23 protein-coding genes are annotated in these 25,658 nt (G+C 59.2%); 10 read left to right on the top strand and 13 right to left on the bottom strand.

Annotated features, from left to right (window positions below):
- Positions 1-56: 56 nt before the first annotated feature.
- The 4 genes from BUE38_RS16295 to BUE38_RS16280 form a co-directional block, all read right to left on the bottom strand.
- Complete coding sequence (locus BUE38_RS16295) at positions 57-869, bottom strand: 3-keto-disaccharide hydrolase (RefSeq protein ID WP_073436299.1); 813 nt, start codon at positions 867-869, stop codon at positions 57-59.
- A gap of 76 nt (positions 870-945) precedes the next feature.
- The gene (locus BUE38_RS16290) at positions 946-1,530 is read right to left on the bottom strand and encodes a gluconate 2-dehydrogenase subunit 3 family protein (RefSeq protein WP_073436298.1); all 585 of its coding nucleotides are present in this window, start codon (positions 1,528-1,530) and stop codon (positions 946-948) included.
- Positions 1,530-3,215: a GMC oxidoreductase gene (locus BUE38_RS16285; RefSeq protein WP_073436297.1), complete on the bottom strand. Its 1,686-nt coding sequence runs from the start codon at positions 3,213-3,215 to the stop codon at positions 1,530-1,532. Before BUE38_RS16285 ends, BUE38_RS16290 begins: the two co-directional genes overlap by 1 nt.
- Before the next feature lie 55 nt (positions 3,216-3,270).
- Positions 3,271-4,149, bottom strand: coding sequence for a sugar phosphate isomerase/epimerase family protein (locus tag BUE38_RS16280; RefSeq protein ID WP_073436296.1), 879 nt, complete (start codon positions 4,147-4,149; stop codon positions 3,271-3,273).
- 779 nt (positions 4,150-4,928) lie between these two features.
- On the opposite strand from BUE38_RS16280, the gene BUE38_RS16275 reads away from it, so the two are divergent.
- The 6 genes from BUE38_RS16275 (at position 4,929) to yidD (ending at position 9,773) form a co-directional block, all read left to right on the top strand.
- A complete protein-coding gene (locus tag BUE38_RS16275; RefSeq protein ID WP_073436295.1) occupies positions 4,929-5,720 on the top strand; it encodes an ATP-dependent zinc protease family protein in 792 nt (263 codons plus the stop codon).
- A gap of 107 nt (positions 5,721-5,827) precedes the next feature.
- Positions 5,828-7,342, top strand: a complete 1,515-nt coding sequence (locus BUE38_RS16270; RefSeq protein WP_073436294.1) for an inactive transglutaminase family protein — start codon at positions 5,828-5,830, stop codon at positions 7,340-7,342.
- A gap of 3 nt (positions 7,343-7,345) precedes the next feature.
- Positions 7,346-8,335, top strand: coding sequence for an alpha-L-glutamate ligase-like protein (locus tag BUE38_RS16265; protein ID WP_073436293.1), 990 nt, complete (start codon positions 7,346-7,348; stop codon positions 8,333-8,335).
- Positions 8,336-8,506: 171 nt separating this feature from the next.
- Entirely contained in the window at positions 8,507-8,944 is a 438-nt protein-coding gene (locus BUE38_RS16260; RefSeq protein ID WP_073436292.1) for a transcriptional repressor, read from the top strand.
- A gap of 51 nt (positions 8,945-8,995) precedes the next feature.
- Positions 8,996-9,442: a phosphoribosyl-AMP cyclohydrolase gene (gene hisI, locus BUE38_RS16255; protein ID WP_073436291.1), complete on the top strand. Its 447-nt coding sequence runs from the start codon at positions 8,996-8,998 to the stop codon at positions 9,440-9,442.
- A complete protein-coding gene (gene yidD / locus BUE38_RS16250) occupies positions 9,423-9,773 on the top strand; it encodes a membrane protein insertion efficiency factor YidD (RefSeq protein WP_073436290.1) in 351 nt (116 codons plus the stop codon). Before hisI ends, yidD begins: the two co-directional genes overlap by 20 nt.
- Before the next feature lie 22 nt (positions 9,774-9,795).
- Here yidD and BUE38_RS16245 read toward each other — a convergent pair whose 3' ends face one another.
- The 3 genes from BUE38_RS16245 to BUE38_RS16235 all read right to left on the bottom strand — a co-directional run bounded on the left by BUE38_RS16245 (position 9,796) and on the right by BUE38_RS16235 (position 11,696).
- Entirely contained in the window at positions 9,796-10,341 is a 546-nt protein-coding gene (locus tag BUE38_RS16245) for a GNAT family N-acetyltransferase (protein WP_073436289.1), read from the bottom strand.
- 11 nt (positions 10,342-10,352) lie between these two features.
- Positions 10,353-10,796: a SufE family protein gene (locus BUE38_RS16240; protein WP_073436288.1), complete on the bottom strand. Its 444-nt coding sequence runs from the start codon at positions 10,794-10,796 to the stop codon at positions 10,353-10,355.
- A 159-nt stretch (positions 10,797-10,955) separates the two neighbouring features.
- Complete coding sequence (locus tag BUE38_RS16235) at positions 10,956-11,696, bottom strand: SDR family NAD(P)-dependent oxidoreductase (RefSeq protein WP_073436287.1); 741 nt, start codon at positions 11,694-11,696, stop codon at positions 10,956-10,958.
- 123 nt (positions 11,697-11,819) lie between these two features.
- On the opposite strand from BUE38_RS16235, the gene BUE38_RS16230 reads away from it, so the two are divergent.
- Positions 11,820-12,422, top strand: a complete 603-nt coding sequence (locus tag BUE38_RS16230; RefSeq protein ID WP_073436286.1) for a TetR/AcrR family transcriptional regulator — start codon at positions 11,820-11,822, stop codon at positions 12,420-12,422.
- A gap of 95 nt (positions 12,423-12,517) precedes the next feature.
- Here the strand turns inward: BUE38_RS16230 and BUE38_RS16225 are convergent, their stop codons facing one another.
- The 4 genes from BUE38_RS16225 to BUE38_RS16210 form a co-directional block, all read right to left on the bottom strand.
- Positions 12,518-13,171, bottom strand: coding sequence for a TetR/AcrR family transcriptional regulator (locus BUE38_RS16225; RefSeq protein WP_084541993.1), 654 nt, complete (start codon positions 13,169-13,171; stop codon positions 12,518-12,520).
- A 170-nt stretch (positions 13,172-13,341) separates the two neighbouring features.
- Positions 13,342-15,078 carry an aldehyde dehydrogenase family protein gene (locus tag BUE38_RS16220; RefSeq protein WP_073436285.1) on the bottom strand — a complete coding sequence of 579 codons (1,737 nt, stop codon included), beginning with the start codon at positions 15,076-15,078 and terminating at the stop codon, positions 13,342-13,344.
- Positions 15,075-16,748 (bottom strand): long-chain fatty acid--CoA ligase, encoded by a 1,674-nt coding sequence (locus BUE38_RS16215; RefSeq protein WP_073436284.1) that lies wholly within the window; start codon positions 16,746-16,748, stop codon positions 15,075-15,077. The genes BUE38_RS16220 and BUE38_RS16215 overlap by 4 nt, the downstream gene beginning before the upstream one ends.
- Positions 16,733-18,409: a GMC family oxidoreductase gene (locus tag BUE38_RS16210; protein WP_073436283.1), complete on the bottom strand. Its 1,677-nt coding sequence runs from the start codon at positions 18,407-18,409 to the stop codon at positions 16,733-16,735. The genes BUE38_RS16215 and BUE38_RS16210 overlap by 16 nt, the downstream gene beginning before the upstream one ends.
- A gap of 314 nt (positions 18,410-18,723) precedes the next feature.
- Here BUE38_RS16210 and BUE38_RS16205 point away from each other — a divergent pair, with 314 nt between their 5' ends.
- Positions 18,724-20,340 carry an acyl-CoA dehydrogenase family protein gene (locus BUE38_RS16205; protein WP_073436282.1) on the top strand — a complete coding sequence of 539 codons (1,617 nt, stop codon included), beginning with the start codon at positions 18,724-18,726 and terminating at the stop codon, positions 20,338-20,340.
- A 97-nt stretch (positions 20,341-20,437) separates the two neighbouring features.
- On the opposite strand, the gene BUE38_RS16200 is transcribed toward BUE38_RS16205, so the two are convergent.
- Entirely contained in the window at positions 20,438-22,126 is a 1,689-nt protein-coding gene (locus tag BUE38_RS16200; protein ID WP_084541992.1) for a GMC family oxidoreductase, read from the bottom strand.
- 16 nt (positions 22,127-22,142) lie between these two features.
- A complete protein-coding gene (locus BUE38_RS16195) occupies positions 22,143-22,844 on the bottom strand; it encodes an FCD domain-containing protein (RefSeq protein ID WP_073436281.1) in 702 nt (233 codons plus the stop codon).
- Positions 22,845-23,107: 263 nt separating this feature from the next.
- Here BUE38_RS16195 and BUE38_RS16190 point away from each other — a divergent pair, with 263 nt between their 5' ends.
- Positions 23,108-24,586, top strand: coding sequence for an aldehyde dehydrogenase family protein (locus tag BUE38_RS16190; RefSeq protein ID WP_200802199.1), 1,479 nt, complete (start codon positions 23,108-23,110; stop codon positions 24,584-24,586).
- Between the two features lie 55 nt (positions 24,587-24,641).
- A complete protein-coding gene (locus tag BUE38_RS16185; RefSeq protein WP_073436280.1) occupies positions 24,642-25,610 on the top strand; it encodes an ABC transporter substrate-binding protein in 969 nt (322 codons plus the stop codon).
- Positions 25,611-25,658 lie beyond the last annotated feature (48 nt).

Genomic DNA, 25,658 nt, shown 5'->3' with positions numbered 1-25,658 from the left:
TACACAAGGCCCCGACAGCATTACTGCTGTCGGGGCCTTTCGCATTGGGCTGCTCATCAACCCTCGGTAGCGAACTCGCCACCCAGCGGCCTTACCCAGATATTGCGATAACTGACATCGGCATCGTGATCCTGCAGGAAGATCGGTGCGCAACCGTGGGCCTCGTACTCGGGAGCCCCGATCCATTCGGTAGTGCCCTGGATTTCCACATGATTCTGTACCAGTACGCCATTGTGCAGCACAGTGGCATAGGCCGGACTGGTGAGCGAGCCGCTGTCATCGAACTGTGGCGCCGTGTAGATGATGTCGTAGCTCTGCCATTCACCCGGCTCCCGTGATGCATTGACCAACGGGATATACTGCTTGTAGATCGACGCCGCCTGGCCATTCGGGTAGGTCGGATTCTGCCAGGAGTCCAGCACCTGCACTTCGTAGCGCTGCTGCAGAAAGATGCCACTGTTGCCGCGATCCTGGCCTTCATATCCGGCAGTATCCGCCGGTGCTCGCCACTCCACATGCAGCTGTACATCGCAGAACTCTTCCCGCGTCTGGATGCCACCACTGCCGCGCGAGACCGTCATGGCTCCATCTTCGACATGCCATTCGGCAGCGCCTCCCTGTTCGCTCTGCCAGCCGTCCAGGTCCTCACCGTCGAACAGCACAACGGCATCTGAGGGAACGCCATCGGCGGGGGCGTCCACCATCTCCGGGACAGGCTCCCAGACTTCGGTCAGCGCTGCCTGACGCTCTCTCTCCTCCTGGCTGACATCGGTTGTCTCCGCCACCGCCATGCCACCGGATACCGCGACCAATAGGCCACCCAGACACCAGGCACTGTACCTGGTGCTCGAAATCACTCTTGCGTTCATCCGCCTCTCTCCTGAGACAATTCCCTGTTGTGTCGGGGCCATGCCGAACATGGCCCCGACATTCACTGCATTACCCTCAGGTTGCCCAGGCGGGCTCCCCCTCTTCGTAGGGAGCACAACCATCGTAACTGCCGGGTACGGCGACATAGCGCAGGGCTTCTGTCGCACCGACTTCCGAGGTAAAGAAGCCGAACAAAGTCAGCTGCTTGATCATGGTGAAGTAATGCACATCACCGGGAGCGTCGATGTCAGGCGTACCCTCGTCGCTTCCTTCCAGTAGTGTCCGAGCCTCTTGATCCAGAGCTTCGATCAACTCGCTGCGCTCGGCGTCCTCGAGTTGCGGGAAGGCACGTCCATACTGTTGCTGGCACCGCTCACGAATGTCGACCGGGCCACTCAGGAAACGATCCTGTTCGGCACTGGTATAGCAGTCACGAACAAACACCTGCATGAATTCCGCCACCTTGGCATCGCTGGCGCCGGGGGTGTCGGTACGCGGCAGGATGGCTTCCGCGACGGCGTCCAGCAGTTCGACGTCGTCCGCCGACAATACTTCGCCGCCCGCCGTGCCTTCATTGCTGTAGGCCAGCGCCACATTGCCACCGATCAAGGCGGTGCCTGTGGTAGCTGCGATCATCTTGAGCAATTCTCGACGATGCATTACAGATTCCCCCGCTTCAGTTCATTGACGGCAAAGTCCGCAGCGCGTGCGGTCAGCGCCATATAGGTCAACGACGGATTGACGCAGGAGGATGAAGTCATGCAGGCACCGTCGGTAACGAACACATTGGGCGCGTCCCAGACCTGATTATGAGCGTTGAGCACCGAGGTGGCTGAGTCATGTCCCATACGCGCCGTTCCCATCTCGTGAATGCCCATGCCAGGGCCATAGTCGCCCTCTTCCGCCTTGACGTTCTGAATGCCCGCGGCTTCGAACATCTCGACGGCGTCCTGCATCATGTCCTTGCGCATGGCACGCTCGTTGTCACGCAAGTCGACGCTCATCGCCAATACCGGCAGCCCCCACTTGTCGGTGGTCTGCGTATCGAGGTAGATGCGATTGTCGTGATACGGAAGCATCTCACCGAAGCCGGTCATACCGATGGTCCAGCTTCCCGGTTGACTCAAAGCACGCTTGAAGTCGGCGCCGTGGTTGAGTTCGGCGATGTCACGATCCCAGCCTTCACGGCTGGCCGAGCCCTGATAGCCAAAGCCGCGCAGATAATCACGCTGTTCACCACCAACATTGCGGAAGCGAGGAATATAGAAGCCGGCTGGACGACGCCCGAAGTAATAGCGATCGAGGTAACCGTCCACGTCACCGCTGGCACCAGCCCGGAAGTGGTGATCCATGACGTTGTGGCCCAACTCGCCGCTGCTGCTGCCAAGCCCACCTGGCCAGACATCGGTCGCTGAATTCATCAGAATCCAGGTCGAGTTGAAGGACGAGGCGTTGAGGAAGATCACGTTGGCCGTGTATTCGTAGGTCTCATTGGTCTCGGCATCGAGCACTTCAACACCGGTCGCGCGCTGACGGTCCTTGTCATAGAGGACCTGGGTAACGATGGAATGCGGACGCAGCGTCAGGTTGCCGGTCGCCACTGCCGCCGGCAGGGTCGCGGACTGGGTGCTGAAATAAGCGCCGAAGGGACAGCCAAGCCAGCACTTGTTGCGGTACTGACAGTTGGTGCGCTGCTGCTCGGGTTTTGGCTGGGTGATATTAGCCACACGACTGTTTATCAGGCGCCGCTCACCGTCAAATGCCTGCTTGATGCGCTCGGCCACGTCCTCTTCCACGCAGTTGAGCGGAATCGGTGGCAGGAACTGCCCGTCCGGCAGAACATCCAGGCCTTCACGAGTCCCCGATATTCCGGCGAAACCTTCCACGTAATCGTACCAGGGGGCAAGGTCGGCATAGCGGATCGGCCAGTCGATGGCCACCCCTTCACGCTGATTGGCCTCGAAGTCGAGATCCGACCAGCGGTAACTGTGGCGCCCCCACATCAGCGACCTGCCACCAACGTGGTAACCGCGGAACCAGTCGAAACGCTTTTCCTCGACGTAGGGCGACTCCTGCTCATTGACCCACATGCCCTGGGTGGACTCATTGAGGGGATAGTCGCGGCTTAGAACCGGATACTCATCCTTCATGCGCTGGGTCGGGACATCACGGTGCGGATAGTCCCAGGCCTCCTTCTGAGCATTCTGGTAGTCCTTGATGTGCTCGATATTTCGACCTCGCTCAAGGAGCAACACCTTGAGTCCCTTCTCGGTCAGTTCCTTGGCTGCCCAGCCTCCGCTGATGCCTGAACCGACCACAATGGCGTCGTAATGATTGTCTGCCACGGTATAGAGCTCCTGTTATATGGGCTTCTGTTGTCGTTGTTGATGGAACGGAAGGTTATTCAGCGACGTCTGAGGCCAGCGCCTGCTCCAGAAACTCTGCTCCCTGCATGACCACCGCTGCTGCGTCCGCTGGCAGGTCATGCTCGATGACATACCACTCGACACCGGCCTGATCGGCAGCCGGAAGAATGCTCTGCCAGTCCAGAACGCCCTGGCCAGGAATAGCGAATCCCTTTTCGTCCTCGGCCTCCCCCTTCGGTGCGTTGTCCTTGACGTGAATGGCGAAAAGCCGGTCATCGAAATTGGCGAGATACTGGGCGGGATCAAGCCCGCCACGGGCGACCCAGGCTACGTCAACCTCGGCGTACAGATCCGGTCCTGCAGCGTCGAACAGTACCTCCATTGCGGTCTGGTCGCCGAAGGTCTCCATCTCGAAGTCATGATTGTGATAGGCCAAGCGAAGGTCCTGCTCGGCAAGCTCTCGGGCCATGGTGCCCAGCTCTTCCCCCAGGGCCTGCCATCCGGCCTCATCCATCGGGCGCTGGGATTCATCGAGGTAAGGCACCACAAGGGTGTCGTTGCCGATGGCCTTGTGGAAGGCCACAACCTCATCAAGGTTCTGGCGCAGATCTTCCAGCTGTACGTGGCTGGACGAGACCTCCAGATCATTGCTGTCCAGCAATTGATTCAACTGATCTGCGGGTATTCCCTGGTCGCCAACCAGCTCGACAGCACCGACGCCGGCATCAGCAACGGTGGAAAACTGTTCCTCGAGGGTGCCGAAATCACGCAGGGTATACATCTGGACGGCAATCGGCGCTTTACTGGTTTCCTCAGTGGCCATCGCCACCGGAACCATGGCCATTGCCAGGCCGGAAACGAGAAGATGACGAGCCAGTAATGTGGTTGATGAATTGTTGTCGTTGATCTGCATCTAGTGGCGAACTCCATTTCAGGGGAAGGTATGTAACCGGTTACATTGTAATAGATGATTGCCCTGTCTCTGGCAACCCATGGTCAATTATGACCGCACTGGAACACCAGTCTTCTTATATAGAAAATTCTTTTATTTCAGCGCATTGAAAAGATTCTGACCAACTGAAAATGCCTTGTAAGACATTAGTTTCATCCACCTTGGTCTGATATATTGCGTCTGGGTTGCTGTAATGTCGGGAACAGGCTGCACCTGAAGCGAATTCCACCGATTGGCCGGTGCAGACTATCGTCTGGAGGTACAGACAGAAGCTGCGGTAACCGGCTTTCATCAACAGTGGAATGGGTTCAGGAAAGTCAGGAAGACGTGGGCATGGTGGCTATCACGCAGATGCTGTAATAGATGGCGTCGCATTTATGCTACAGGGTGCAGGTGAGCTCGATTTGCGAGACAATTTTCGAATTATCTGCGGCCTTGTGTGTCCTGACTGATGAATGTTGCCGCCAGAATGCCCTTCAAACGGAGTCTCGACACTCTGCATCCGGTGGGCAGGATCAAGGCAATGCCATCAAGCGGGTCTGAGGTGTATCTGTTGATCAAGACACCTCTGCCGGGGACATCAGGTGGGAAGGTTACCAATGCACGACAAGTCAGCCAGCATGGACAGGATTCACAAGGCTCCTTATCATCGCTTCAATTCTTCTTCGCCGACTGCTCGCCTGTTCGCGGCAGTACGTGTTCGTTACCCATTTTCATGCCGATACAAGGACGCCAGTGTCATGCCCTTTCGACCGTTTTCCCTTCTTCCCCTGGTGGGTGCCCTGTTGTTGGGTGGATGCGCTCTTGCGCCGGTCGATGACACGCCTCCTCCACAGACCATTACACCAGCCGAATTCGATGCAGGCATCTCCCGTGTTGTCGCGGAGATTTCCGGACAGTGCAGCACCAACCAGCGCCTGATGGCCGACAACGCGGCGCAGAACTCGATGATGACCGCCGATATTCGCGAGGTTGGCAGTCAGCTGCGCAGCTTGCGTAGCCAGGTCGAAGCATTGGACTCCCGCTCGCATCAGCCTCGCCCCGTGGTGTCCCAATGCCAACCGGCCGTCGAAGGATTGGCCAATAAGGAATTGCTGGGGCGCAGCGAATGGATCGGCTTGCCTACGGTTGGCACCTATATCAATGCACGCATCGCGTCCGGGGCCAACACCTCGATTCTCTCGGCAAGCGAGATCACCAACTTCGAGCGCGATGGTGAGTCCTGGGTTCGCTTCAAGCTGGGGCTCAATGACGACGACGAAGTCGTCGACAGCGTGCGCAGTGACTGGATCGAGGCCCCCATTGAACGTGAAGCCACACTGACCCAGGAGTCCGGCGAGGAAACTCGCCCCGTGGTCAGCTTACTGATGACACTGGGCCCGATTCGCGAGCAGGTTGACTTCATCCTCAGCGATCGTCCCAGCGATGACTTCCCGGTCATGTTGGGACGACGCTTCCTGATGGACATTGCCGTCGTGGATGTTTCGCAGAACAATCTCCACAAGCGCCCCGAATTCAACGCAGGCGAATAGCCCGTACGATCAAGACAGCCAGATCACATCTGGTTGCTGGATGCAGGAGCCGGATACCGCCATACCACTGTCGCTATCCGGCCTTACGCTCCCCGCAAGGAAGACCCATGTCCAGACTCCCGTTCTATATCATTGTTGCCATGCTGATGGTGGTTGGCATTGCCATGAGCATTCATCGTCACATCGAGTTCGAGGTTCCCTGGACGCCTGGCGAGCAACGCCAGGTCTGGGATATCGAGGCCCAGGTGACCTTCGACGGAAATGGTGAGCCCGCCAGGGTCAATATGGCGCTCCCATCCTCCCAGCCCGGCTTCCGTATCGTGACCGAGCACACCGCCTCGCCCGGTTATGGCCTGAGCTTCGAGGAAAAGGGTGGCGCTCGTCGCGCTGTCTGGTCGACCCGTAGCGCCGAGGGTGACCAGCGCCTCTATTACAGCTCCCAACTGCTGGTGACCAACGACGCCAACAAGACCATGAGCACGCCTCCTTCACCTCCGGTGCAGGATATCGTGTGGCAGCGTCCCTATGACACGGCGGCACAACAGGTCATCGATCAGGCCTGGGCACGCTCCGCTGACGCCTTCACCTTTGCGCAACAATTGCTGGGCGAATTCACCGATGACCAGCAGGGAGAGAATGCGCGCCTGCTGCTGACCCAGTTCGATCGCGTGCCGCTGCTGGTCCGCCTGCTCAATCAGGCCGGCGTGTCTGCCCGTGACGTCAGTGTGTTGATGCTGGAGAGTGGACGGCGCCGCCAGAGCCTGACGCCCTGGGTGCAGGTCTTCGATGGTGAAAAACAGGCACTGTTCAACCCTGCCACCGGAGAGCAGGGACGTCCCGATAACCTGCTGGTATGGGAAGGGGCTGGTGACTCAGTGCTAGAGGTTGAGGGCGGCAGCAATTCGCATATCTCGTTCTCGATGCTGGTCCGCAACCAGTCGGCTTCCGCCGCAGTGCGCACTCAGCAGGCCAAGGACAGCGATACCTTGCTGAACTTCTCGATCCACAGTCTGCCACTGGAAGAGCAGGCCCTGTTCCAGACCATCCTGTTGATTCCCATCGGTGCTCTGGTTGTCGTACTCCTGCGGGTTCTGGTCGGCCTCAAGACCTCCGGTACCTTCATGCCGGTACTGATCGCTCTGGCCTTTATCCAGACCTCGCTGCTCACCGGTCTGATCGGCTTCCTGCTGGTAGTCGCTGTGGGTCTGGTGATCCGCAGTTATCTATCGCATCTCAACCTGCTGTTGGTGGCGCGAGTCACCGCGGTCATCATAACGGTGATCGCGATCATCTCGATATTCACCGTGGCGGCCTACCGCTTCGGTCTCAATGCTGGCCTCACCATCACCTTCTTCCCGATGATCATCCTCTCCTGGACCATCGAACGGATGTCGATCCTGTGGGAAGAGGAAGGTCCCAAGGAAGTGCTTATCCAGGGTGGCGGCAGTCTGTTGACCGCGGTGGTAGCCTACATGGCGATGAACAACCCCTGGATTCGACATATCACCTTCAACTTCCTGGGGGTCCAGTTGATCCTGATGGCCTGTATCCTGCTGTTGGGCAGCTATACCGGATATCGCCTCCTCGAACTGCGCCGTTTCAAACCGGTGACGGAGGACTGAGGGATGAAGAACTGGACCTCGCCCGGCAAGCTTCGCGCCAGGGGCATCATCGGCATGAACCGGCGCAACATCCGTTACATCGGACGTTACAACGACCGCAGGCTCTATCCCCTGGTGGATGACAAGCTGCAGACCAAGCTGCTGGCACAGAAGTACGGCATTACCACGCCGGAGCTGATCGGTACGGTGACGACCCAATTCGGTGTCAAGCACATTGCCGAAATGCTGGCGGGCCACAACGGCTTCGTCATCAAGCCGGCCAAGGGCAGTGGCGGAAAGGGAATTCTGGTTATCGAGCGGGTCGAGGGTAAGCACTTCATCAAGCCCAGCGGCGCCGAACTGGAGATCGATGATGTCGAACGCCACGTATCGAACATCCTGTCCGGACTGTACTCGCTGGGTGGATCACCCGATGTGGCACTGGTCGAGGCACTGATCAACTTCGATACGAGCTTTGCCGCCTACACCTACGAAGGGGTGCCGGACATTCGTGTCATCGTCTTCAAGGGCTATCCGGTCATGGCGATGATGCGGCTTTCCACTGCGGTTTCCGATGGCAAGGCCAACCTGCACCAGGGGGCAGTGGGAGTGGGCATCGATATCGCCAGCGGGCGCGCTGTTCGCGGGGTCCAGTTTGATCGCCCACGCATCGATCACCCGGATACCGGCCATGAACTGGCCAGTCTGCATATCCAGGGCTGGGATACCCTACTGGAACTGGCATCCAGTTGCTACGAAGTGACCGGTCTCGGCTATCTGGGCACCGACATGGTGCTCGACCGTGACCATGGTCCCATGCTGCTGGAGCTCAATGCGCGCCCCGGCCTGGCTATCCAGATGGCCAACGGTGAAGGCTTGCGGGGACGACTGGAGTTGGTCGAGCAGCAACCCGAAGGAGTGCCGGTCGCCGAACGTGTAGCTTTTGCACAACGCGAATTTGCTCGTCAGGGGGAGTTGCAGAGCGAGGAGGCCCTGGAAGCCGTCGTCTCTTGACTCGCCACGCCCATGGGTCACTCTGCCCATGGGCTCCTGCTCCGTTTACCTGTGCCACGCTCTTCCCGACATCAACGGGTGACGCGGTGGCGCCACATCAGGTCCCTGTCTGCTGGCCGCCGCTGCGGTCAAGGCGTAGACTATTGGGCTGACTCTTGCATTCAGGACATCATGACAGAAACTGCCCTGCTTCATCAGGCCGAACAGCATTGCGCACGTCGTGGCGTTCGTTTTACGCCGATCCGGCGCCGTGTACTGGAGCTCATCGCCAATACCAGCGGTGGCCTCAAGGCCTATGACCTTCTCGACCTTCTCGCCAGGGACCATGCTTCGGCACGCCCCCCGACGGTATATCGTGCGCTGGATTTCCTGATCGACCAGGGGCTGGTGCATCGTATCGAGTCGCTCAATGCCTACGTCGCCTGCCCCTGCCCGGAACATGCCCACCGCTTCCAGCTTTTGATCTGTCGCGAGTGTGGGCATGTCGAGGAACTGCATCTCGATGACGTTAATGATCAGCTGACAGCGCAGGCCAAGGCACTCGGTTTCCAGGTCCAGCGCCAAACCATCGAGCTACTCGGCCTGTGCCGCAAGTGCCAGGCTAACTGAAGCCATGAGGCTTCACGAAAGACGGAATAATCCCCTGCCAGGACTGACAGCATGACCACTCTGTTCAAGGATCTCGAACGTGCGCCACTGGACAGCCGCCACAACCTGAGCGACGTCCTCGCCGCCATTCCCTTCAACGCCGACGGCCTGATCCCCGCGATCGCCCAGCAACACGACAGCGGAGAGGTGTTGATGATGGCGTGGATGAATCGCGAAGCCCTCGAGGAAACCTTGAGTACCGGCCGCGTCTGCTACTATTCACGTTCCCGTGGGAAACTGTGGCGCAAGGGGGAATCCTCCGGTCAGCAGCAGCACCTCAAGGGCGCCGCACTGGACTGTGATGGCGACACTCTGCTGTTGCAGGTCGATCAGACCGGCCCAGCCTGTCACACCGGCCGCAAGAGCTGTTTCTACATCGCACTTGAAGCAGAGGAGGCACGGATCACCAGCACTCCACTGATCGATCCTGATACGCTCTATGGCAAATCAGCCACCTGACCCCTCATCCAGCCGCCAGCAGCCAACCTTGCTCAAGCGATTGGCCGGGACACTGTTCATTCTGCCGATCCGGTTCTATCAATGGGTGATCAGCCCGATACTCGGCCCACGCTGCCGCTACTGGCCCAGTTGCTCTCACTATGCCAGTGAGGCGATCAGCGTGCATGGGCCCTTCAGGGGCGGTTGGATGGCATTCAGACGCATCCTGCGCTGCCACCCATGGGCACCGAGTGGTATCGATCCCGTCCCGGGTGGCCCCAGTGAGAAGATGTGTCGCGAAGACCCGGAACTCGACGAACAATTCCGGCCTCGCAACGACAGGCGAGATTAGAACGAAAGGCAACAATGGCAGACTAGCCCACTCCTGCGGGTGGCGTGTCGGCCCCCTGCCCCAACGCACGCTGCATCAATACGCTGTCCACCCAGCGGCCATGCTTGAAACCCACCGCCTCGAAAGTGCCCACGACCCTGAATCCCATCCGTCGATGCAGAGCAATGGAGGCAGCATTCCCGCTATCGCCGATGACTGCCAGCATCTGTCGCCATGGTCCCTGTTCACAGCGTTCAATCAGTGCCTTCAGCAATGCACTGCCAACGCCTCTACCGCCCTGCTTCACCGCAACATAGACAGAGTTCTCGACGGTGAACCGATAGGCCGCCCGCGGCCGGTAGCTTCCTGCGTAGGCATAGCCCACCACTTCGCCATGCTGTTCGGCGACCAGATATGGCAGGCCCGCATCCAGTAATGCCTGACGGCGGGTCATCAACTCGTCGGTGGAAGGAGGATGTTCCTCGAAGGACGCCAGTCCGTAGAGCACGTGATGCATATAAATCTGCTGTACCGCAGCCATATCCGCATCCGTGGCATCGCGGATGGCTACCGAGTCGAGATCACGCACCGCAGGGTCCTCTACTGGGCACCGGCATGTTGTTGATGGGCCTGACGAGCCACCAGGTAGATGCGTTCCAGCATGGCATTGAGACCATTGCTGCGCGTTGGCGACAGGTGCTTGTCCAGCCCGAGGTCCTTCAGGAAATGAGGACTGGTGGCGACAATGTCGGCGGGATCGCGATCATTGTAGATACGCATGAGTACAGCGATGAGGCCCGAAACGATGGCGGCATCCGAAATGGCATCGAAGTGCAGACGACCGCCCTGCTCCTCATGGTGCATCCAGACATTCGATTGGCACCCCTGGATCTTCCGATCATCGGTTTTCCATTCATCGGGAAAGGCCGGCAATGCCTTGCCCATATCGATGATGTACTGATAACGGTCCATCCAGTTGTCGAACAGTTCGAAGTCCTCGAGCAGTTCCTGTTGAGCCTGTTCTGCGGTGGTGATGCTGGTCATGACGCCTCCGGAATCGTTGCATCAATTATACCCTCAACAAGGGCCCAGCGTCGTCCCATCGAATACCCTCCTCCATGGAAACAGAAATCTACTGCAGTCCTCGCAAGGTTGCTCCCGAGTCTGGGAGAATCGGGAGCGCGCATGATCAGCCCTCCGCTCTCAAGCGTTTGATCCACCATCAATGGTGAACTCCGCCCCGGTTACCGAACGTCCTTCTGGACCGGCCAGCCAGCGTACGAGAGAGGCGACGTCACTTGCCTCGTTGTATCGGGGGATAGCCATCGCGCCTCGCTGCAGATCAGAATGGTCACCGTCCGCGGGATTCATGTCCGTATTCGTGGAGCCCGGATGAACCACATTGACGGTAATACCGCAAGGTCCGAAATCTCTGGCGGCGCCCTTGGTCAGCCCCACCAGCCCCGACTTGGTCATGGCATAGAGGCTGATCCCCGGCCACGGTACCCTCGATGCCAGATTGCTGCCGATATTGATGATGCGTCCACCATCACGCAAGTGTCTACCCGCCGCCTGCATGGCGATGAAGGGGGCTCGCAGATTGATCGACAGCGAGTGGTCAAGATCCTCCTCGCTGAACTCCAGCAGGTCACCGGTGACAAATATCCCCGCATTGTTGACGAGGATGTCGAGTGCCGAATAGTTCGTGAGGACCTGTGCCACGGCGCTTTCAATTTCCTCTCCGTTACGGCCATCCGCTTGAATGGCAATCGCACTGCCACCTGAAGCCCCGATATTCGAGACCACGCTTCGGGCGTCCTCCTCTCGACTGGCATAGGTGATGGCAACCGCTGCGCCGTCAGCCGCCAGACGGCGGGCAATCTCTGCACCGATGCCTCGGCTGCCGCCGGTCACCAGTGCCACCTTTCCTGTCAGACCACTCATGAATGTACTCCTGTTCCAGTCAGTGTTATTTATGTATCGATCGATACATAAATAACACTGACTGGACTTCACAGGTACTGTCAAGATATTTTTGTATCGACCGGCACATAAAAGAGGTAAGCCATGTCATCACGTGGACGGCCACGCACCTTTGACCGGAACAAGGCCCTTCAGCAAGCGCTGGAGGTATTCTGGGAGAGAGGCTTCGACAACGCTTCAATGAGCGAACTGACACGAGCCATGGGAATCAGTTCGCCAAGTCTCTATGCCGCTTTCGGCAGCAAGGAAGCCCTGTTTCGTGAAGCCGTTGAGCTGTACATCACCACCGGTGGTAGCGGTATCTGGGATCCAGTGAATCGCATTGAACAGGCTCGGGACGCCGTCCGCCATGTACTCCATGCCACGGCGATTGCCTTTACTCAACAGATCCCCTCGCGGGGATGTCTGATTGTCCTGGCCAGCCCACAATCACAGGGAACCAATCCCGTCATTGGCGCAGAGCTGGAGCGGCACCGCAATGGCAATCGCGATTGCCTGGAGCATCGCCTGCGGCGCGCTGTTGATGAAGGAGAACTGAAGGCGAATATCAATTGCAACGCCATCGCCAACTACTACACCACCGTGCAGCACGGCATGTCGATTCTGGCTCGTGACGGCGCCACTCGACAGGAATTACTGGATGTAGCGTCCTGCGCGATGGCAGCCTGGGATGCACTGACCGACTGACCAGAAGCCTACCGCCGGTATATGGGCTATCCGCACGGAAAGACATCCACTCTCTCCCATCGCGAGGACGACCAACCCACAGGAGAGTCGGTGGATCAGGACGAGGGTGTCATCTGGACAATACCTTCCAACGCCATGCGGAACTGACGTTCCAGTTGATCATAGGGCTGGTGGTCGGCTGCTGTATTCTGCAGCAACAAGCGAAAGACTCCGTCGAGCATGGCATACCCCAATGGCAAGACCTCGTCTCCTTTCATGCCTGCCGCCTGTAGTGCAGCACTCAACGTCCGCTTGAGCTTGTCCTCGATCTCCGCCACCACCGGACGAAAGCTCGGATCGAACATCGCCTGGCTGCGAATGTCGTACCACAGACGATGGGTGGAGAGATCATCGGTGATCGACCTTGCCAGCTCTGCGGCCAGACTATCGAGAATTCTATCGGGCGTGCGATGGCTACCTACGGCACTCTCGATACGGCCAATGAACTCGGCCTTGTAGAGGCGTACGCAATAGGTGATCAACTCCGCCTTGTCAGTGAAGTAATAAGTCAAACTGCCCAGTGACATGCCAGAGTGCGCGGCAATGTCACGCATGGTGGTATTGGCGTATCCCAGACGTTTCAGCGCATCCAGAGTGCTGACCGCAATCTCGGTCTTCTTCGACTCACGCTTTGCCGCCTTGCGGCGCGCACGTTCCTCGAGTCTGGTTTCTGAATGCGACAGTTCCGGGTGCGACAGTTGTTGGTTCATGTGTCCATCTGCTTTGCTGTCTGTCCGTATCTCCCGATGGAGACCAGTGCATGTAGGTGGAGCAAGCCCGGCTCCTGAAACATTACCCCGACCGTACTGTTCAAGCTGTCTGTATGACGCAGATGCAGGACGGCCAGGGCACTGCCGTTATCCAACCCCCGATTGCGGAACTAGCCCTGCAACGAGTGGAGGAACAGTCGAGGCAGTTTCAGCCAACCCGGGGCATGGTAGAAATCAACCAGCAGCTCCGCTACTCGATCCTGGCGCCGGTTGGTGATGAACCATGGCGGCCGGGGCAGTAGTGTTGGTCGACCAGTCAGCAGAGTCCGCGGGAATGGTCGAAACGGTGCCTCGATGATAGTACGCTCCGTCTTCTCCAGCATAAGGCAATTATGCACTGTGCCGATACCGCTCTGCACATCCTCCAGGGTATGGCCCGGAAATGCGCCCCAGGGGCAGGGAGCCAGCAGAAAGCCTATACCCGACCATGTGTTGATGGCGATGGTACCGTAACGCAGTTCAGTGATGAGTTCCTCGAAACGCTGCTTACCGATGGCCCGCCGGGTTTCCGGATGGATCACGATGTTGGCGCCCAGAGTGCCGTGCAGTTTCTCATTGGCATAGTCGATCGCCGCACGCAGGTAACTCTCGGCATCACCTGCCTCCAACTCGGTCAGCGACATTGCCGGACCAAACACTTCTGCTTCCCGGAAATAATCGGCGTCACTGGTCTTGGCCATGATTACCGGCAACGCTTCTCCCCGGCTGACCTCGACAGGATCATTGGCCTTCTCGCGAAATGCCGCCAGCCGATCAGCGGCCCCCGGATACCAGGCCGGGCGCGTCGAGCTAGCCATGACCGTCTTCAACTGCTCCAGCAGATCGGCGCCATGCTCCCAGCCACGCGGCATGATCAGCACCTGACAGGCCACGCAGTTGAACCCCGAGTTCTGTAGCTTCTGTGTCGCCAATTGCTCGGCCTGGAAGGCAATATCCGCCTTGCTCCATGGGCCGGGTACCACAATCGTCGGACAAACCGCCCCCAGCTCAGAGGTGAACCGCTTGCTGTTGCGTGGAGTACCAGCCTCACGATTGCGCAGGGCCTCGTCACCGGTGCCCCAGACAATGGCGTCATGGGTCGCCTCGGCGCCGGTAATATGCATTTCCTCGATGTACGGATGCTCGGTCAACCAGGCACCCACCGCACCATCGCCCTTGACGATATGCAACGCATTGCGGTCAATCAGCGCTGCAAGCGCCTTTTCGAGGAACGGCAGGAGATAATCGTTGACCGGGTTCAGCTTGAGCAGACAGACCTGGTTTTCGACGAAGAGCTTATGAAACACGTCCAACGGTGCGATGGAAGCCACGTTGCCGGCACCGAGGATCAGAGCCACCTTGCCTTCCCGCTTTTCCTCAGGCACGTCATAAGCCAGCGCCGCATGCTCGGCCAGGTTGCCCTCGGTGACGCCAGACTGCATCCACACATCCGCGGTTATTCCGGACAGCAGCAAGCGATCCCAGTGACTGGACGGAGTGACTCGTACAGACAAACGCCCGTTGGCCAGGGTGCGGCGTGGCACGCCATCGAGAAAGGCCTTGCCCTCCAGTTGCTGCAGGGTGTGCATCAAGCCGTTGCAGCCCGCCATCATCGCACCCGGACCGGCCAGCCATTCCTCACCTGCCAGAGGGCTGCTCTCAGGCAGGCCCTTGGCTTTCGAGGCGGCCATGGCCCAGTCTTCCGCCACCACCAGCAAGGCATCCTTGACCTGCTGGAGAACGGAAAGACGTTCCTTCACCGACGTTTGCGCCCAGTCATTCCGGTGCCGATAGAGAGCTTCCAGAGCGGCCTCGTGCTGGGGGTAACGGGAAGCGGCTGTCGCCACCTCCTGTTCTGTAGTTGTCATTCCCTGTCCTCCGCCAGAATCTGGCCGTATTCATCCCGTAACCTGTTCTTCAGCACCTTGCCGGTGGCACTCATGGGCAGCGCATCGACAAAGATCGCTCGATCGGGAATCTGCCACTTCGCCACCTTGCCCTCATAATCGGCCAGCAGCTGCGACTCCTCGACATCGGATCCTTCGGCACGCACGCAGACCAACACCGGGCGCTCATCCCATCTGGGGTGCCAGGCGGCAATGGCCGCAGCATTGGCAACACCCGGGTGAGCAATGGCGATATTCTCCAGGTCCACGGTGGAGATCCACTCGCCTCCCGACTTGATGATGTCCTTGGCACGATCACGAATGATCAGATAGCCGTTCTCATCAAGCGTGGCGATATCCCCGGTATCGAACCAGCCATCGTCGGTCAGGGTATTTTCCTCCTTACCTTCTTTATCCAGGCCACCTTTATCGAGGCTGTTTTTATCGTGACTATAGTAGCGCTCGATGACCCAGTGACCGCGTACCTGGAGGTTGCCCTGGCTCTTACCATCATTGGGCAGAGTGTTGCCTTCGGCATCCACCACCCTGAGCTCGACACCGAAGATCGGACGCCCCTGCGCATGGCGTATCTCGCGCTGCTGCTCCAGGGGCAGCTCGCCGTGCTTGTGCAGGGGCATGTTGATAGTGCCGATGGGGGTGGTCTCGGTCATGCCCCAGGCGTGGATCAACTCGACCCCATAATCGTCGCGGAAGGTACTGATCATTGAGGGTGGCAAGGCCGTGCCACCGACAAAGGATCGCTCAAGATCCGGCAGTTGAGCACCGGAGCTCTTCAATGTTGCCAACAGCCCCATCCAGATGGTCGGAACACCAAAGGCCACATTGACCTTTTCCTCGGTCAACAGCTTGAGCAGGCTATCACCATCCAGATTCGGTCCCGGCAGTACCAGCCGCGCGCCGGCAATGGCGGCGATGAAGGGAATCCCCCAGGCATTGACGTGGAACATCGGTACCACGGGCAGCAACGAGTCACGTGCCGAGATACAGGTGCCATCAGGCTGGTTACCACCCAGAGCGTGCAGGACCAGCGAGCGATGAGAGTTGAGCACCCCCTTCGGCTTGCCGGTGGTGCCCGAGGTGTAACAGAGTGCGGCTGGCGTAGTCTCGTCGAGCTCGGGCCAGGTGTACTGCGCATCGCCGCTGGTAATCAGTTCATCGAAGAATTGCAATCCGTCCAGCGTATTTGATGCTTCCTCATCGCGTGGCCCCATCAACACGTAGTGCTTTACCGTGGTCAGATGCGGACGGAGCTGAGGAATGAACGGTAGGAAGGTATGGTCGAAGAACAGTATCTCATCGGCCGCATCATTGATGATGTAGATCAGGTGCTCCGGCGACAACCTCGGGTTGATGGTGTGAGTGACCCGCCCCCCCGCACCGACACCGAAATAGATCTCGAGATGACGGCGATTGTTCCAGGCGATGGTGCCGCAGCGAGCTCCAGCCGCGACACCGAGCTGGTCAAGCGCCGATGCCAGACGACGGGCATTGGCCGAAACCTCTGACCAACAGGTGCGCTCGACGCCGCCCAGGGTGGCAACGGAAACGATTTCTGTACCGGCATGATAGCGCGCTGCATGATCAATCAATGACCCAGTGGTCAGCGCCTGAAACATCATTTGTCCGCGCATGTCAGATCCTCCTGCGTTGTTGCTTGCTGAGACATGGTCTCGGCGGCCCCTTTTCTGCCGAGAATCATGTCTGCCGCCTTTTCGGCGATCATTATGGTGGGAGCATTGGTATTGCCACTGACCAGCTTGGGCATGACAGAGGCATCCACGACTCTGAGCCCTTCAAGACCCTTCACTCTCAACTCGGTATCGACGACCGCCAGGTCATCGTGTCCCATGCGACAGGTGCCGATCGGGTGATAGATGGTGTCACCGCGTGCGCGGATATTGGCCTCCCACTCGGCATCGGTCATGTTGTCGTGGATGCCGAACAGTTCCTTGTGCTTGTACTCGACCAGCGGTGAGGCGTGCATGATCTCGCGAGTGAGTTTGGCACCCTTGATCATGACCTCCAGATCGCGGGGATCACTGAGGAAATTCGGATCGATTCCCGGAGCAGCATGAGGATCCCCCGACTCCAGGAATACCGAGCCGCGAGACCAGGGGCGCAACTGGCAGACATGTACCGAGTAGCCATAGCCCCAGTGCAGATTGCGCGCGTGATCATCGACAATGGCGGCGACAAAGTGCAGCTGGATATCCGGCCGGTCGAGTGATGGATCTGTCTTGAGAAAGGCGCCAGCCTCACCGATGGGTGAAGCAATCATGCCGTTGCCATGCCTGCTCCAGCGTGGCAATTGGCCGAGCAAGCGCAATCCGCCACGGGTGCAGATACCGAACAGATCGGTGTCCTTCGACTTGTAGGCCTGAATGTAGTCAAAGTGATCCTGGAGGTTCTGCCCCACCCCCGGCAGCTCATGGACCATCTCGATACCATGCGGCTGGATATCTTCCGGCCGCCCCACCCCCGACAACTGCAGCAACTGCGGTGAACCGAAGGCGCCGCTGGCGAGAATGACCTCTCGGCTCGCCTTGACGTGTTGCTCGCTGCCATTTCGCGTGTAGCTGACACCGGCGGCACGCTTGCCCTCGAAGCGTATCTGCGTGGCATGCGCCTGAGTGATCACTGTCAGGTTGTGGCGTTCATTGATGACCGGATGCAGATAGCCGTGTGCTGCCGAGCAGCGTTCGCCCTTGTGCTTTCCATGGTGAAACTGGGTCACCTGGAAATAGCCCACGCCCTCGTTATCACCGGCGTTGAAATCATTGGTTACGGGAATCTGCAAAGATGCCGCCGCATCGATAAAGGCTCGGGAAATCGGGCGCGGACGTTCCTGGTCACTGACCTGAAGAGGGCCGTCACCGCCGTGGGCATGGCTGTCTCCACGCACGTTGCTCTCGGCCTTGCGGAAATACGGCAGCACGGACTCCCAGTCCCAACCCTCATTGCCCATCTCGGCCCAGTCATCGTAGTCAGCACGATGACCACGGACGTACAGCATCGCGTTGATTGCCGAAGAGCCTCCGAGGCAACGACCGCGAGGCTGATAGCCACGGCGGCCATTCATGCCCGACTGAGGCACGGTCTTGAAGGCCCAGTTGTTGAGCTTGCCGTAACCAGGCAGCATCGCCACCACACCCACCGGCGCTCTGACCAGCAGGCTGCTGCCGTTCTTTCCTGCTTCAAGCAGGCATACGCGATTGTCCGGGTCCGCGCTGAGCCGGTTGGCGAGCGTGGCGCCGGCGGAGCCCCCACCGACGATGACGTAGTCGTACTCCATGATCACCTCGAGATGTATTTGTTGTTCTGCTGAACTGTTCTATTGAGCTGTTGTAATGCGCTGTTCTGCTGCTTTGTCTTGTTGGCATTTCCATGTGCGCTACATTGAACTCTAGAAAAAATTCGTACAAATGACCAATATAATTGTACGAACTTTAGTCCAGGTGGCATTCGACGGTTTTCATGCGACCCTTTCCGGCACCTGTCGAATCCTGGTGCGCCAGCTATGTTTCCAGGCCCCAGCTATGTTTTCAGACTCCAGCTGTGTTTCCAGGCACCAACAACGACAACTCCAATCATCACAAGGGAGGCACCATGACCGACTCAACGCCACGCTCAACCCTCACCACCCATGAGGTTGTCAACCAGCCACCGATACGCGGTGATGTGGATCTGTGGTCGACCGATATTGCCCTGCGCGAGGCCACGGAGCGTGAAGGTGGGCAGGCTACTGCCATCACTGACTACGCTCGGAAGATGGGCAGCCAGGAAATGCGTGAAGCGGGTATGGAAGCCAATCGCCACTCACCGGAACTGGTGCTGTTCGATCAGGGCGGGCGCCGCCTGGATGAAGTGAGATACCACCCGGCCTGGCACAAGATGATGGAAACCTCTCAGTCGGCCGGCTATGCCAGCGTGGCCTGGCAGGGAAATCCCGGTGGCCATGTCACCCACGCGGCCATGATCTATCTCGCCAGCCAGACGGAACCGGGCCACTGCTGCCCCATGACCATGACCTATGCAGCGGTTCCTGCCCTCGCAGCCAACCAGGCCCTGTCCGATATCTGGCGACCTCGCCTGATTGCCAATCACTACGACCCGTCCACTCGCCCTATCGAACAGAAGTCTTCTGCCACTCTGGGCATGGCGATGACCGAGAAACAGGGGGGGTCGGATCTACGCAGCAATACCACCCGAGCCGAACCCGAAGGTGACGCCTGGCGTCTTTTCGGCCACAAGTGGTTCTGCTCGGCGCCGATGTCGGACGGATTTCTGACCCTTGCTCAGGCTCCGGGTGGACTGACCTGTTTTCTGGTGCCCCGCTGGCTCGAAGGCGAGCGCAATGCCATCCATATCCAGCGCCTCAAGGACAAACTCGGCAATCGCTCCAACGCCTCTTCGGAAATCGAGTACCACGGTGCCCTGGCCTGGCAACTGGGTGACGAGGGCGCAGGCGTTCGCACCATCATCGAGATGGTCCACCATACCAGGCTGGATACTGCGCTTGCCCCTGCCGGCCTGATGCGCGGTGCGCTGAGTACCGCCCATCACTGGGTCTCGCATCGCAGCGCCTTCAAGCGTGACCTGGTGGACCAACCCTTGATGCGCTCTGTGCTGGGCGACCTGGCTCTGGATGTCGAGGGCGCCCTCGCGCTTGGCCTGCGTGTGGCACGCTCCTTCGACGGTACCAGCGACGAGGATCGCGCCTTTGCCCGCATCGGTGTTGCCCTGGCCAAGTTCCTCGGCAACAAGCGGTGCCCACTGGTGACCTATGAGGCCATGGAAATGCTCGGTGGTATGGGCTATGTCGAGGAAACCGGCATGCCCCTCTATTATCGTGAGGCACCGCTGAACGGTATCTGGGAGGGTTCCGGCAACGTCATCTGTCTCGACATCCTGCGTACACTGGCGAAAGAACCACTGGCCGCAGAAGTCCTCCGCCAGGAGCTGGTCGCTGCCCAGGGTAGTGATCGCCGCTACGATGCGGCACTGCGCGCCCATCTCGAACGCTGGCCCAGCCTTCCCCAGGAGAGCGAGGCCCGCTGGTTTGCAGAGCGCACTGCTTTGCTGCTCACCGCGTCAGTACTGATACGAGCTGGCGTTTCGGCCGTTTCCGACGCCTTCGTCACCACGCGCATCGATGGTGAACGAGGCCATGTCATCGGTGCACTGGGAGGCGATATATCGGACGAGTTGCTGGCGCGTCTGTAAGGCAAACGCCGGACCCTGTACGCAAAGCGCCCCGGTGACTGACACCGGGGCGACTATCGACCACTTTCGACCTATCGATTACTTTCGACCTATCTGATCACTTAGCCGCTGACATCGCAGGCCGGGAAGAAGCCTGTCGCTCCTCTCCGCTCACAGTAGTTTGTCTGCCGGTTGCCATCCCCACCAGCTCCGCGCAACGGCTGCCGAGCATCATCGCCGGTGCATTGGTGTTGCCGGCGTTGATATTGGGTACTGCGGACATGTCGCAGACTCTCAGCCCCTTGATACCGCGCACTCGCATGCGGCTGTCGAGCACGGCCATGGGGTCGCCATCCGCCCCCATTCGCGCCGTGGAAGCAGGATGGTAATTGGTCTTGACGTGGCGTCGGCAATGGGCGCGCAGCTCCTCATCCGTTGGGTTGGCGGCCCGAGGCAGGACCACTTCACGTATGCGCTCCTTCAGCGGCCCCTGCTGAAAGGCCTCGAGGAAGAAGCGCTGTCCGGCGACCATATCGTCCATATCCGCCTGGTCCTGCAGCAGATTCGGTGATACCAGTGGCATATCGGCTGGATCACTGGAACGTAGCCGTACACTGCCACGTGACCGAGGCTTGACCACCACCGTAGTGACCGTCATGCCATAGCCATCCTGCATCGAGTTACGGGCGTCGCGGTCCAGGTAGACGATGGGCACACAGAAGGCCTGGATGGTGGGGGGCGCGTCGGGATCCACCGGGTTGACGAAGGCACCCGCTTCCACCCCTGCCGAGGTGACGGGGCCACTGCCGAACAGCTTGAACTGCAGGCCATTGCGCAGCATCCGCCAGCCATCCCCCTGGCGATAATACCCGCAGGGTTGCCTGGCATAGGCGGTAACCGGCACCTCGGGATGATCGATCAGATTCTGCCCCACCCCCGGCAGGTCCTGCTGTACCTCGATGCCATGTTCCTGCAGGTGATCTGCCGGGCCGATACCCGACAGCATCAACAGCTTGGGGGTTACCAGTGCGCCTGCAGCAAGGATGACTTCCCCTCGTGTGCGGGCAACCTGTTCCCTGCCGGCCTTGTCGCGATAGACCACCCCCACGGCACAGCCGTTCTCGATCATCACCCGCTGCACTTCACAATGCAGTTGCACTTCCAGTCGTGGGTCATGCTGCAGTGGACTGATGAAGGCGTAGGCTGAGGAACTGCGACGGCCGGCGCGATTCATGAATTGATAGAACCCCACACCGCGCTGGGAATCACCATTGAAGTCGTGGTTGTACGGCTCGCCGAGTTGCTGCACGGCCTGCACGAACCAGCGTGACACCGGATCGATGTGGCCAGGGTCCGATACCAGCAGCGGCCCGCCCTGCCCATGATATGCATTGGACAATCGGTTGTTGTCTTCCATGCCCCGGAAGTGCGGTAGTACGTCTCCCCAGCCCCAGCCGACATGATCGTCATTGCCGCTCAGCTCACGCTCCCAGTCATCATAATCATCTGGCCTGCCGCGCATGTACACCTGAGCGTTGACCGATGAGCCACCGCCGAGCACATTGCCCTGGGGAATATCCTGCACGCGACCGTCCAGGTGTGGCTGCGGCAGGGTCTGGTGATAGCGCATGAACTTCGAGCCGTTGATCATCTTGAAGATGCCTGGCGGCATATCCAGCAACGGATGACGGTGGGAATGTCCGGCCTCGAGCAGCAATACCCGAGCGCCCTGCTCGGAGACAAGGCGGGCCGCTGCCACACAACCGGCAGCACCGCCGCCGACAACGATGTGATCGAACTCCTTCATGAAGATTTCCTCGGGCTCATGGTGTTTCCTCGGCAAAGAACGTTGAACTGACGAATTGCCAGGAACTGTCCAGGTGCGAGATAAGCGCCTTCTCGGCCAGGTCCGGATCACGGCTGAGAATCGCCTCGAAGATCGCCTGGTGGGCAAGAAAGTTGGTGCGGTTGCGTTCCGGACTGCGTGGCATCTGTGACCACTGCGGCGCCAGCCACTCGACAAAGGCCTGATGAATCGCCGGGAAGGCCGAATTGCCGGAAATCACATACAGCTGGCGGTGAAAGGCAACATCCGTGGCATAGAACTGCGCCGAATCGTCGATGGCCTGTTCGTTGTCATCCAGAGCCTGACGCAGGCGCTGGATATCCTCGCGTTTCGCGCCCACGGCTGCATCGCGTACCAGCATGCGTTCACACAGCACACGTACCTGATAGAGGTCATGGACGTTCTGTGAACTGGCCAGCAGGTGCTTGATAACGCCTCCAGCTGCATGCATCGCGGTACTGGCGTCGGGACGGCAGACGATCGGACGGAAACGGGGACGGCTACGTAGAAAGCCCTTTGCGGTCAGCGCCGTGATCACCTCGCGAATGACCGTGCGGCTTGCTCCGTATGCCTCCATCAGGCTGCGCTCGGCCGGCAGCGGTTTACCTTCGACCAGATCTCCATTGACGATGCGGATCTCGATATCGTCACAGATATGTTCAGCGGTTCTTGTATCCATACCCCTTACTCCCCGGAAGATACGGGTCTTCCCCAGCGGCCTCAGTCATGACCCCTGATGCCCTTCTTGATGATGTCGAATCTAGTTTGGTCGTACAAAAATATCAATAACTACGATGTTAAACAAAAGTCTATACAAAATAACATTTTGTTTTTTATAAAAATTAACTCAATACCGCGCAAATCACTTCAATAACAGTTGACGGACCCCTACCACTCTTTCTAACAATTATGGTCATACCAAACATCGAATAGGGCCGCCGCATGGATTTCTCGCAGCTTTTCTCGCAATCTGGCCAGCAGCCGCTGCATGCTGACATGTTCATCAATGGACGTTGGCATTCCGGCGATCATCCGCGAATTGAGGTCGACAATCCGGCCAATGAGTCACTGCTCGGCACCATTGGTGAAGGAGGTGAAGACATCGCCGATGCCGCGCTCGCCGCTGCCAGCCGCGCCCAGCGTGACTGGGGACGCCGCCCGGCCATCGAGCGCGGCAGGCTGGTGGCACGCCTCGCCGCAGAAGTCGCCGCCCACAGTGAGCAACTCGCCCATATCATCAGCCTCGAACAGGGTAAGCCCCTTGCCCAGGCACAAGGAGAAGTCGAGGCCGCCAGCAATTTTCTCGATTACTCCTCCCACTGGGCGCGGCGCATTGAAGGCGAGATCGTCGCCTCGGACAACCCCCACGAAGAGATCCAGATCCGCTCACTCCCGGTCGGCGTCGTTGTTGCGCTCACCGCCTGGAATTATCCTGCAGCCCTTGCCGCCCGCAAGCTGGGACCTGCACTGGTGGCTGGCAATACCGTGGTCCTGCTTTCCCATGAAATCACTCCCTTCTCGGGGCTGTTCATCGCCGCCCTGGCGGAGCGTGTGGGGTTCCCGCCAGGTGTCATCAATGTGGTCACCGGTCGTGGCGCACAGCTTGGACGTGCACTGGTCGAGGATCCGCGTTCGGACCTGATCAGCATGACAGGCAGCACTCGTGCCGGTCGCGAGATATTCCGCTCCGCTGCTGATGAACTGAAGATCCTGCGTCTGGAGTTGGGAGGCAAGGCGCCTTTCATCGTCATGGAAGATGCCGATATCGACAAGGCGGTAGCGGCCGCGGTCACGGCTAGATACACCAACTGCGGGCAGATCTGCACCTGCAATGAACGCATGTACCTTCACGAAAGCATCGCCGACGAGTTCAGCGAGAAGTTCGTGGCAGCCTCACAACGCCTGACCATTGGCGACCCCTTTTCCAATCCCGATCTAGGACCCAAGGTCAGCCGCGTCGAAGTCGACAAGATCGACCAACTGGTCAGCAGCAGTGTCGAGGCTGGCGCGCAGATGCTGCTGAAGGGAGGGCCGCTCAATGAGGGAGACTATGCCAACGGATACTGGTACGCCCCCACCGTCATCGAGACTCGGCAGAACACCTCACCACTGATCACTCAGGAGGCCTTCGGACCGGTGGCGGTCATTCAGAGAGTCTCTGACTTCGAGCAGGCATTGGCCTTCGCCAATGATTCCGACTATGGCCTGTCGGCCTATGTCTTTACCCGTAACATGCAGCGCCTGATGCGCTTGCCCCAGGAGCTGAGGTTTGCCGAACTCTACATCAACCGAAGCAATGGCGAGCAGGTCCAGGGGTATCACTCCGGCTGGCGTCACTCCGGCATTGGCGGCGAGGACGGCAAGCATGGCTTCTCCGCCTACCTCAAGAAACAGACCACCTACCTGAACTGGGAGGACTGACACGCCACCGACCGACCTCAACAACGACAAACCAACAACGACGAGGGGTATCACCATGAAGACACTCAAATTGATGCTTGGCGCAGCACTCGCGTGTACCGCCGGTCTCGCGATGGCACAACAACTCCCACCTCTGGAGCAGAAGGACAGCTACCGCGTGGGGTTCGCCCAGATGGAGAGCAACAATCCCTGGCGCATTGCGGAAACCCAATCCTTCCGAGACGTCGCTGAGCAGTGCAACTGGAATCTGACCGTGACCGATGCCGCAGGATCGGCCGCCAAGCAGGTTGCCGATGTCGACAGCATGATCGCCCAAGGTATGGATGCCATCTTCCTGCCGCCTCGGGAGGAGCGCGCTCTGATCCCGGCCGTCATGAAAGCACGGGCCGCGGGCATTCCCGTATTTCTCGTTGACCGTCAGGTCGACCCCGCCGTGGCCAGAGCCGGAGAGCACTATGTGGCCTTCCTCGGCTCTGACTTCGTGGAGCAGGGACAGACGGCGGCCCAGTGGCTGGTGGACAATTTTGACGGTGAGGAAGCCAGAATCATCGAACTGGAGGGCACCACCGGATCTTCCCCGGCCAATGATCGCAAGCAGGGGTTCGATGAGGTCATCGCCGAACAGGACAACATGACCATCATTGCCTCCCAGTCCGGCGACTTCTCGCGGGATACCGGGCGTCAGGTAATGGAAACGCTGCTCCAGGCCCACCCCAACGTCAATGTGGTGTATGCGCATAACGACGAGATGGCCATCGGTGCCATCCAGGCACTGGAAGTTTCCGGACGCACGCCCGGCGAAGACGTGCTGGTGGTGTCCATCGACGGAACCCGTGATGCCCTGAGAGCCATCATCAACGGCAAGATGGGAGTGTCAGTCGAGTCTTCGCCCTTCTTCGGCCCGGTGGCCTGTGATGTTCTCAATCGCTATGCCGCCGGCGGGACCATCGAGCCCTGGGTGCGCGTGGAGGATCGTGTCTTCACCGCCGACAATGCCGCCGATCATATCGACGAAGCCTACTGAGACGGGATTGCATGGGGCGGTGTCATCACCGCTCCATGCGGCCGGGGA

It is taken from the genome of Halomonas cupida, from assembly GCF_900142755.1.
GTDB lineage: Bacteria > Pseudomonadota > Gammaproteobacteria > Pseudomonadales > Halomonadaceae > Halomonas > Halomonas cupida.
This window is presented reverse-complemented; position numbering and strand designations above follow the sequence as displayed.

Excerpts from the sequence above, each read along its gene's own strand:
- BUE38_RS16295 (WP_073436299.1), bottom strand. The coding sequence starts at position 869 with ATGAACGCAAGAGTGATTTCGAGCACCAGGTACAGTGCCTGGTGTCTG.
- BUE38_RS16290 (WP_073436298.1), bottom strand. The coding sequence starts at position 1,530 with ATGCATCGTCGAGAATTGCTCAAGATGATCGCAGCTACCACAGGCACC.
- BUE38_RS16280 (WP_073436296.1), bottom strand. The coding sequence starts at position 4,149 with ATGCAGATCAACGACAACAATTCATCAACCACATTACTGGCTCGTCAT.
- BUE38_RS16275 (WP_073436295.1), top strand. The coding sequence starts at position 4,929 with ATGCCCTTTCGACCGTTTTCCCTTCTTCCCCTGGTGGGTGCCCTGTTG.
- BUE38_RS16270 (WP_073436294.1), top strand. The coding sequence starts at position 5,828 with ATGTCCAGACTCCCGTTCTATATCATTGTTGCCATGCTGATGGTGGTT.
- BUE38_RS16265 (WP_073436293.1), top strand. The coding sequence starts at position 7,346 with ATGAAGAACTGGACCTCGCCCGGCAAGCTTCGCGCCAGGGGCATCATC.
- BUE38_RS16260 (WP_073436292.1), top strand. The coding sequence starts at position 8,507 with ATGACAGAAACTGCCCTGCTTCATCAGGCCGAACAGCATTGCGCACGT.
- hisI (WP_073436291.1), top strand. The coding sequence starts at position 8,996 with ATGACCACTCTGTTCAAGGATCTCGAACGTGCGCCACTGGACAGCCGC.
- yidD (WP_073436290.1), top strand. The coding sequence starts at position 9,423 with ATGGCAAATCAGCCACCTGACCCCTCATCCAGCCGCCAGCAGCCAACC.
- BUE38_RS16240 (WP_073436288.1), bottom strand. The coding sequence starts at position 10,796 with ATGACCAGCATCACCACCGCAGAACAGGCTCAACAGGAACTGCTCGAG.
- BUE38_RS16235 (WP_073436287.1), bottom strand. The coding sequence starts at position 11,696 with ATGAGTGGTCTGACAGGAAAGGTGGCACTGGTGACCGGCGGCAGCCGA.
- BUE38_RS16230 (WP_073436286.1), top strand. The coding sequence starts at position 11,820 with ATGTCATCACGTGGACGGCCACGCACCTTTGACCGGAACAAGGCCCTT.
- BUE38_RS16225 (WP_084541993.1), bottom strand. The coding sequence starts at position 13,171 with ATGAACCAACAACTGTCGCACCCGGAACTGTCGCATTCAGAAACCAGA.
- BUE38_RS16220 (WP_073436285.1), bottom strand. The coding sequence starts at position 15,078 with ATGACAACTACAGAACAGGAGGTGGCGACAGCCGCTTCCCGTTACCCC.
- BUE38_RS16215 (WP_073436284.1), bottom strand. The coding sequence starts at position 16,748 with ATGCGCGGACAAATGATGTTTCAGGCGCTGACCACTGGGTCATTGATT.
- BUE38_RS16210 (WP_073436283.1), bottom strand. The coding sequence starts at position 18,409 with ATGGAGTACGACTACGTCATCGTCGGTGGGGGCTCCGCCGGCGCCACG.
- BUE38_RS16205 (WP_073436282.1), top strand. The coding sequence starts at position 18,724 with ATGACCGACTCAACGCCACGCTCAACCCTCACCACCCATGAGGTTGTC.
- BUE38_RS16200 (WP_084541992.1), bottom strand. The coding sequence starts at position 22,126 with ATGAAGGAGTTCGATCACATCGTTGTCGGCGGCGGTGCTGCCGGTTGT.
- BUE38_RS16195 (WP_073436281.1), bottom strand. The coding sequence starts at position 22,844 with ATGGATACAAGAACCGCTGAACATATCTGTGACGATATCGAGATCCGC.
- BUE38_RS16190 (WP_200802199.1), top strand. The coding sequence starts at position 23,108 with ATGGATTTCTCGCAGCTTTTCTCGCAATCTGGCCAGCAGCCGCTGCAT.
- BUE38_RS16185 (WP_073436280.1), top strand. The coding sequence starts at position 24,642 with ATGAAGACACTCAAATTGATGCTTGGCGCAGCACTCGCGTGTACCGCC.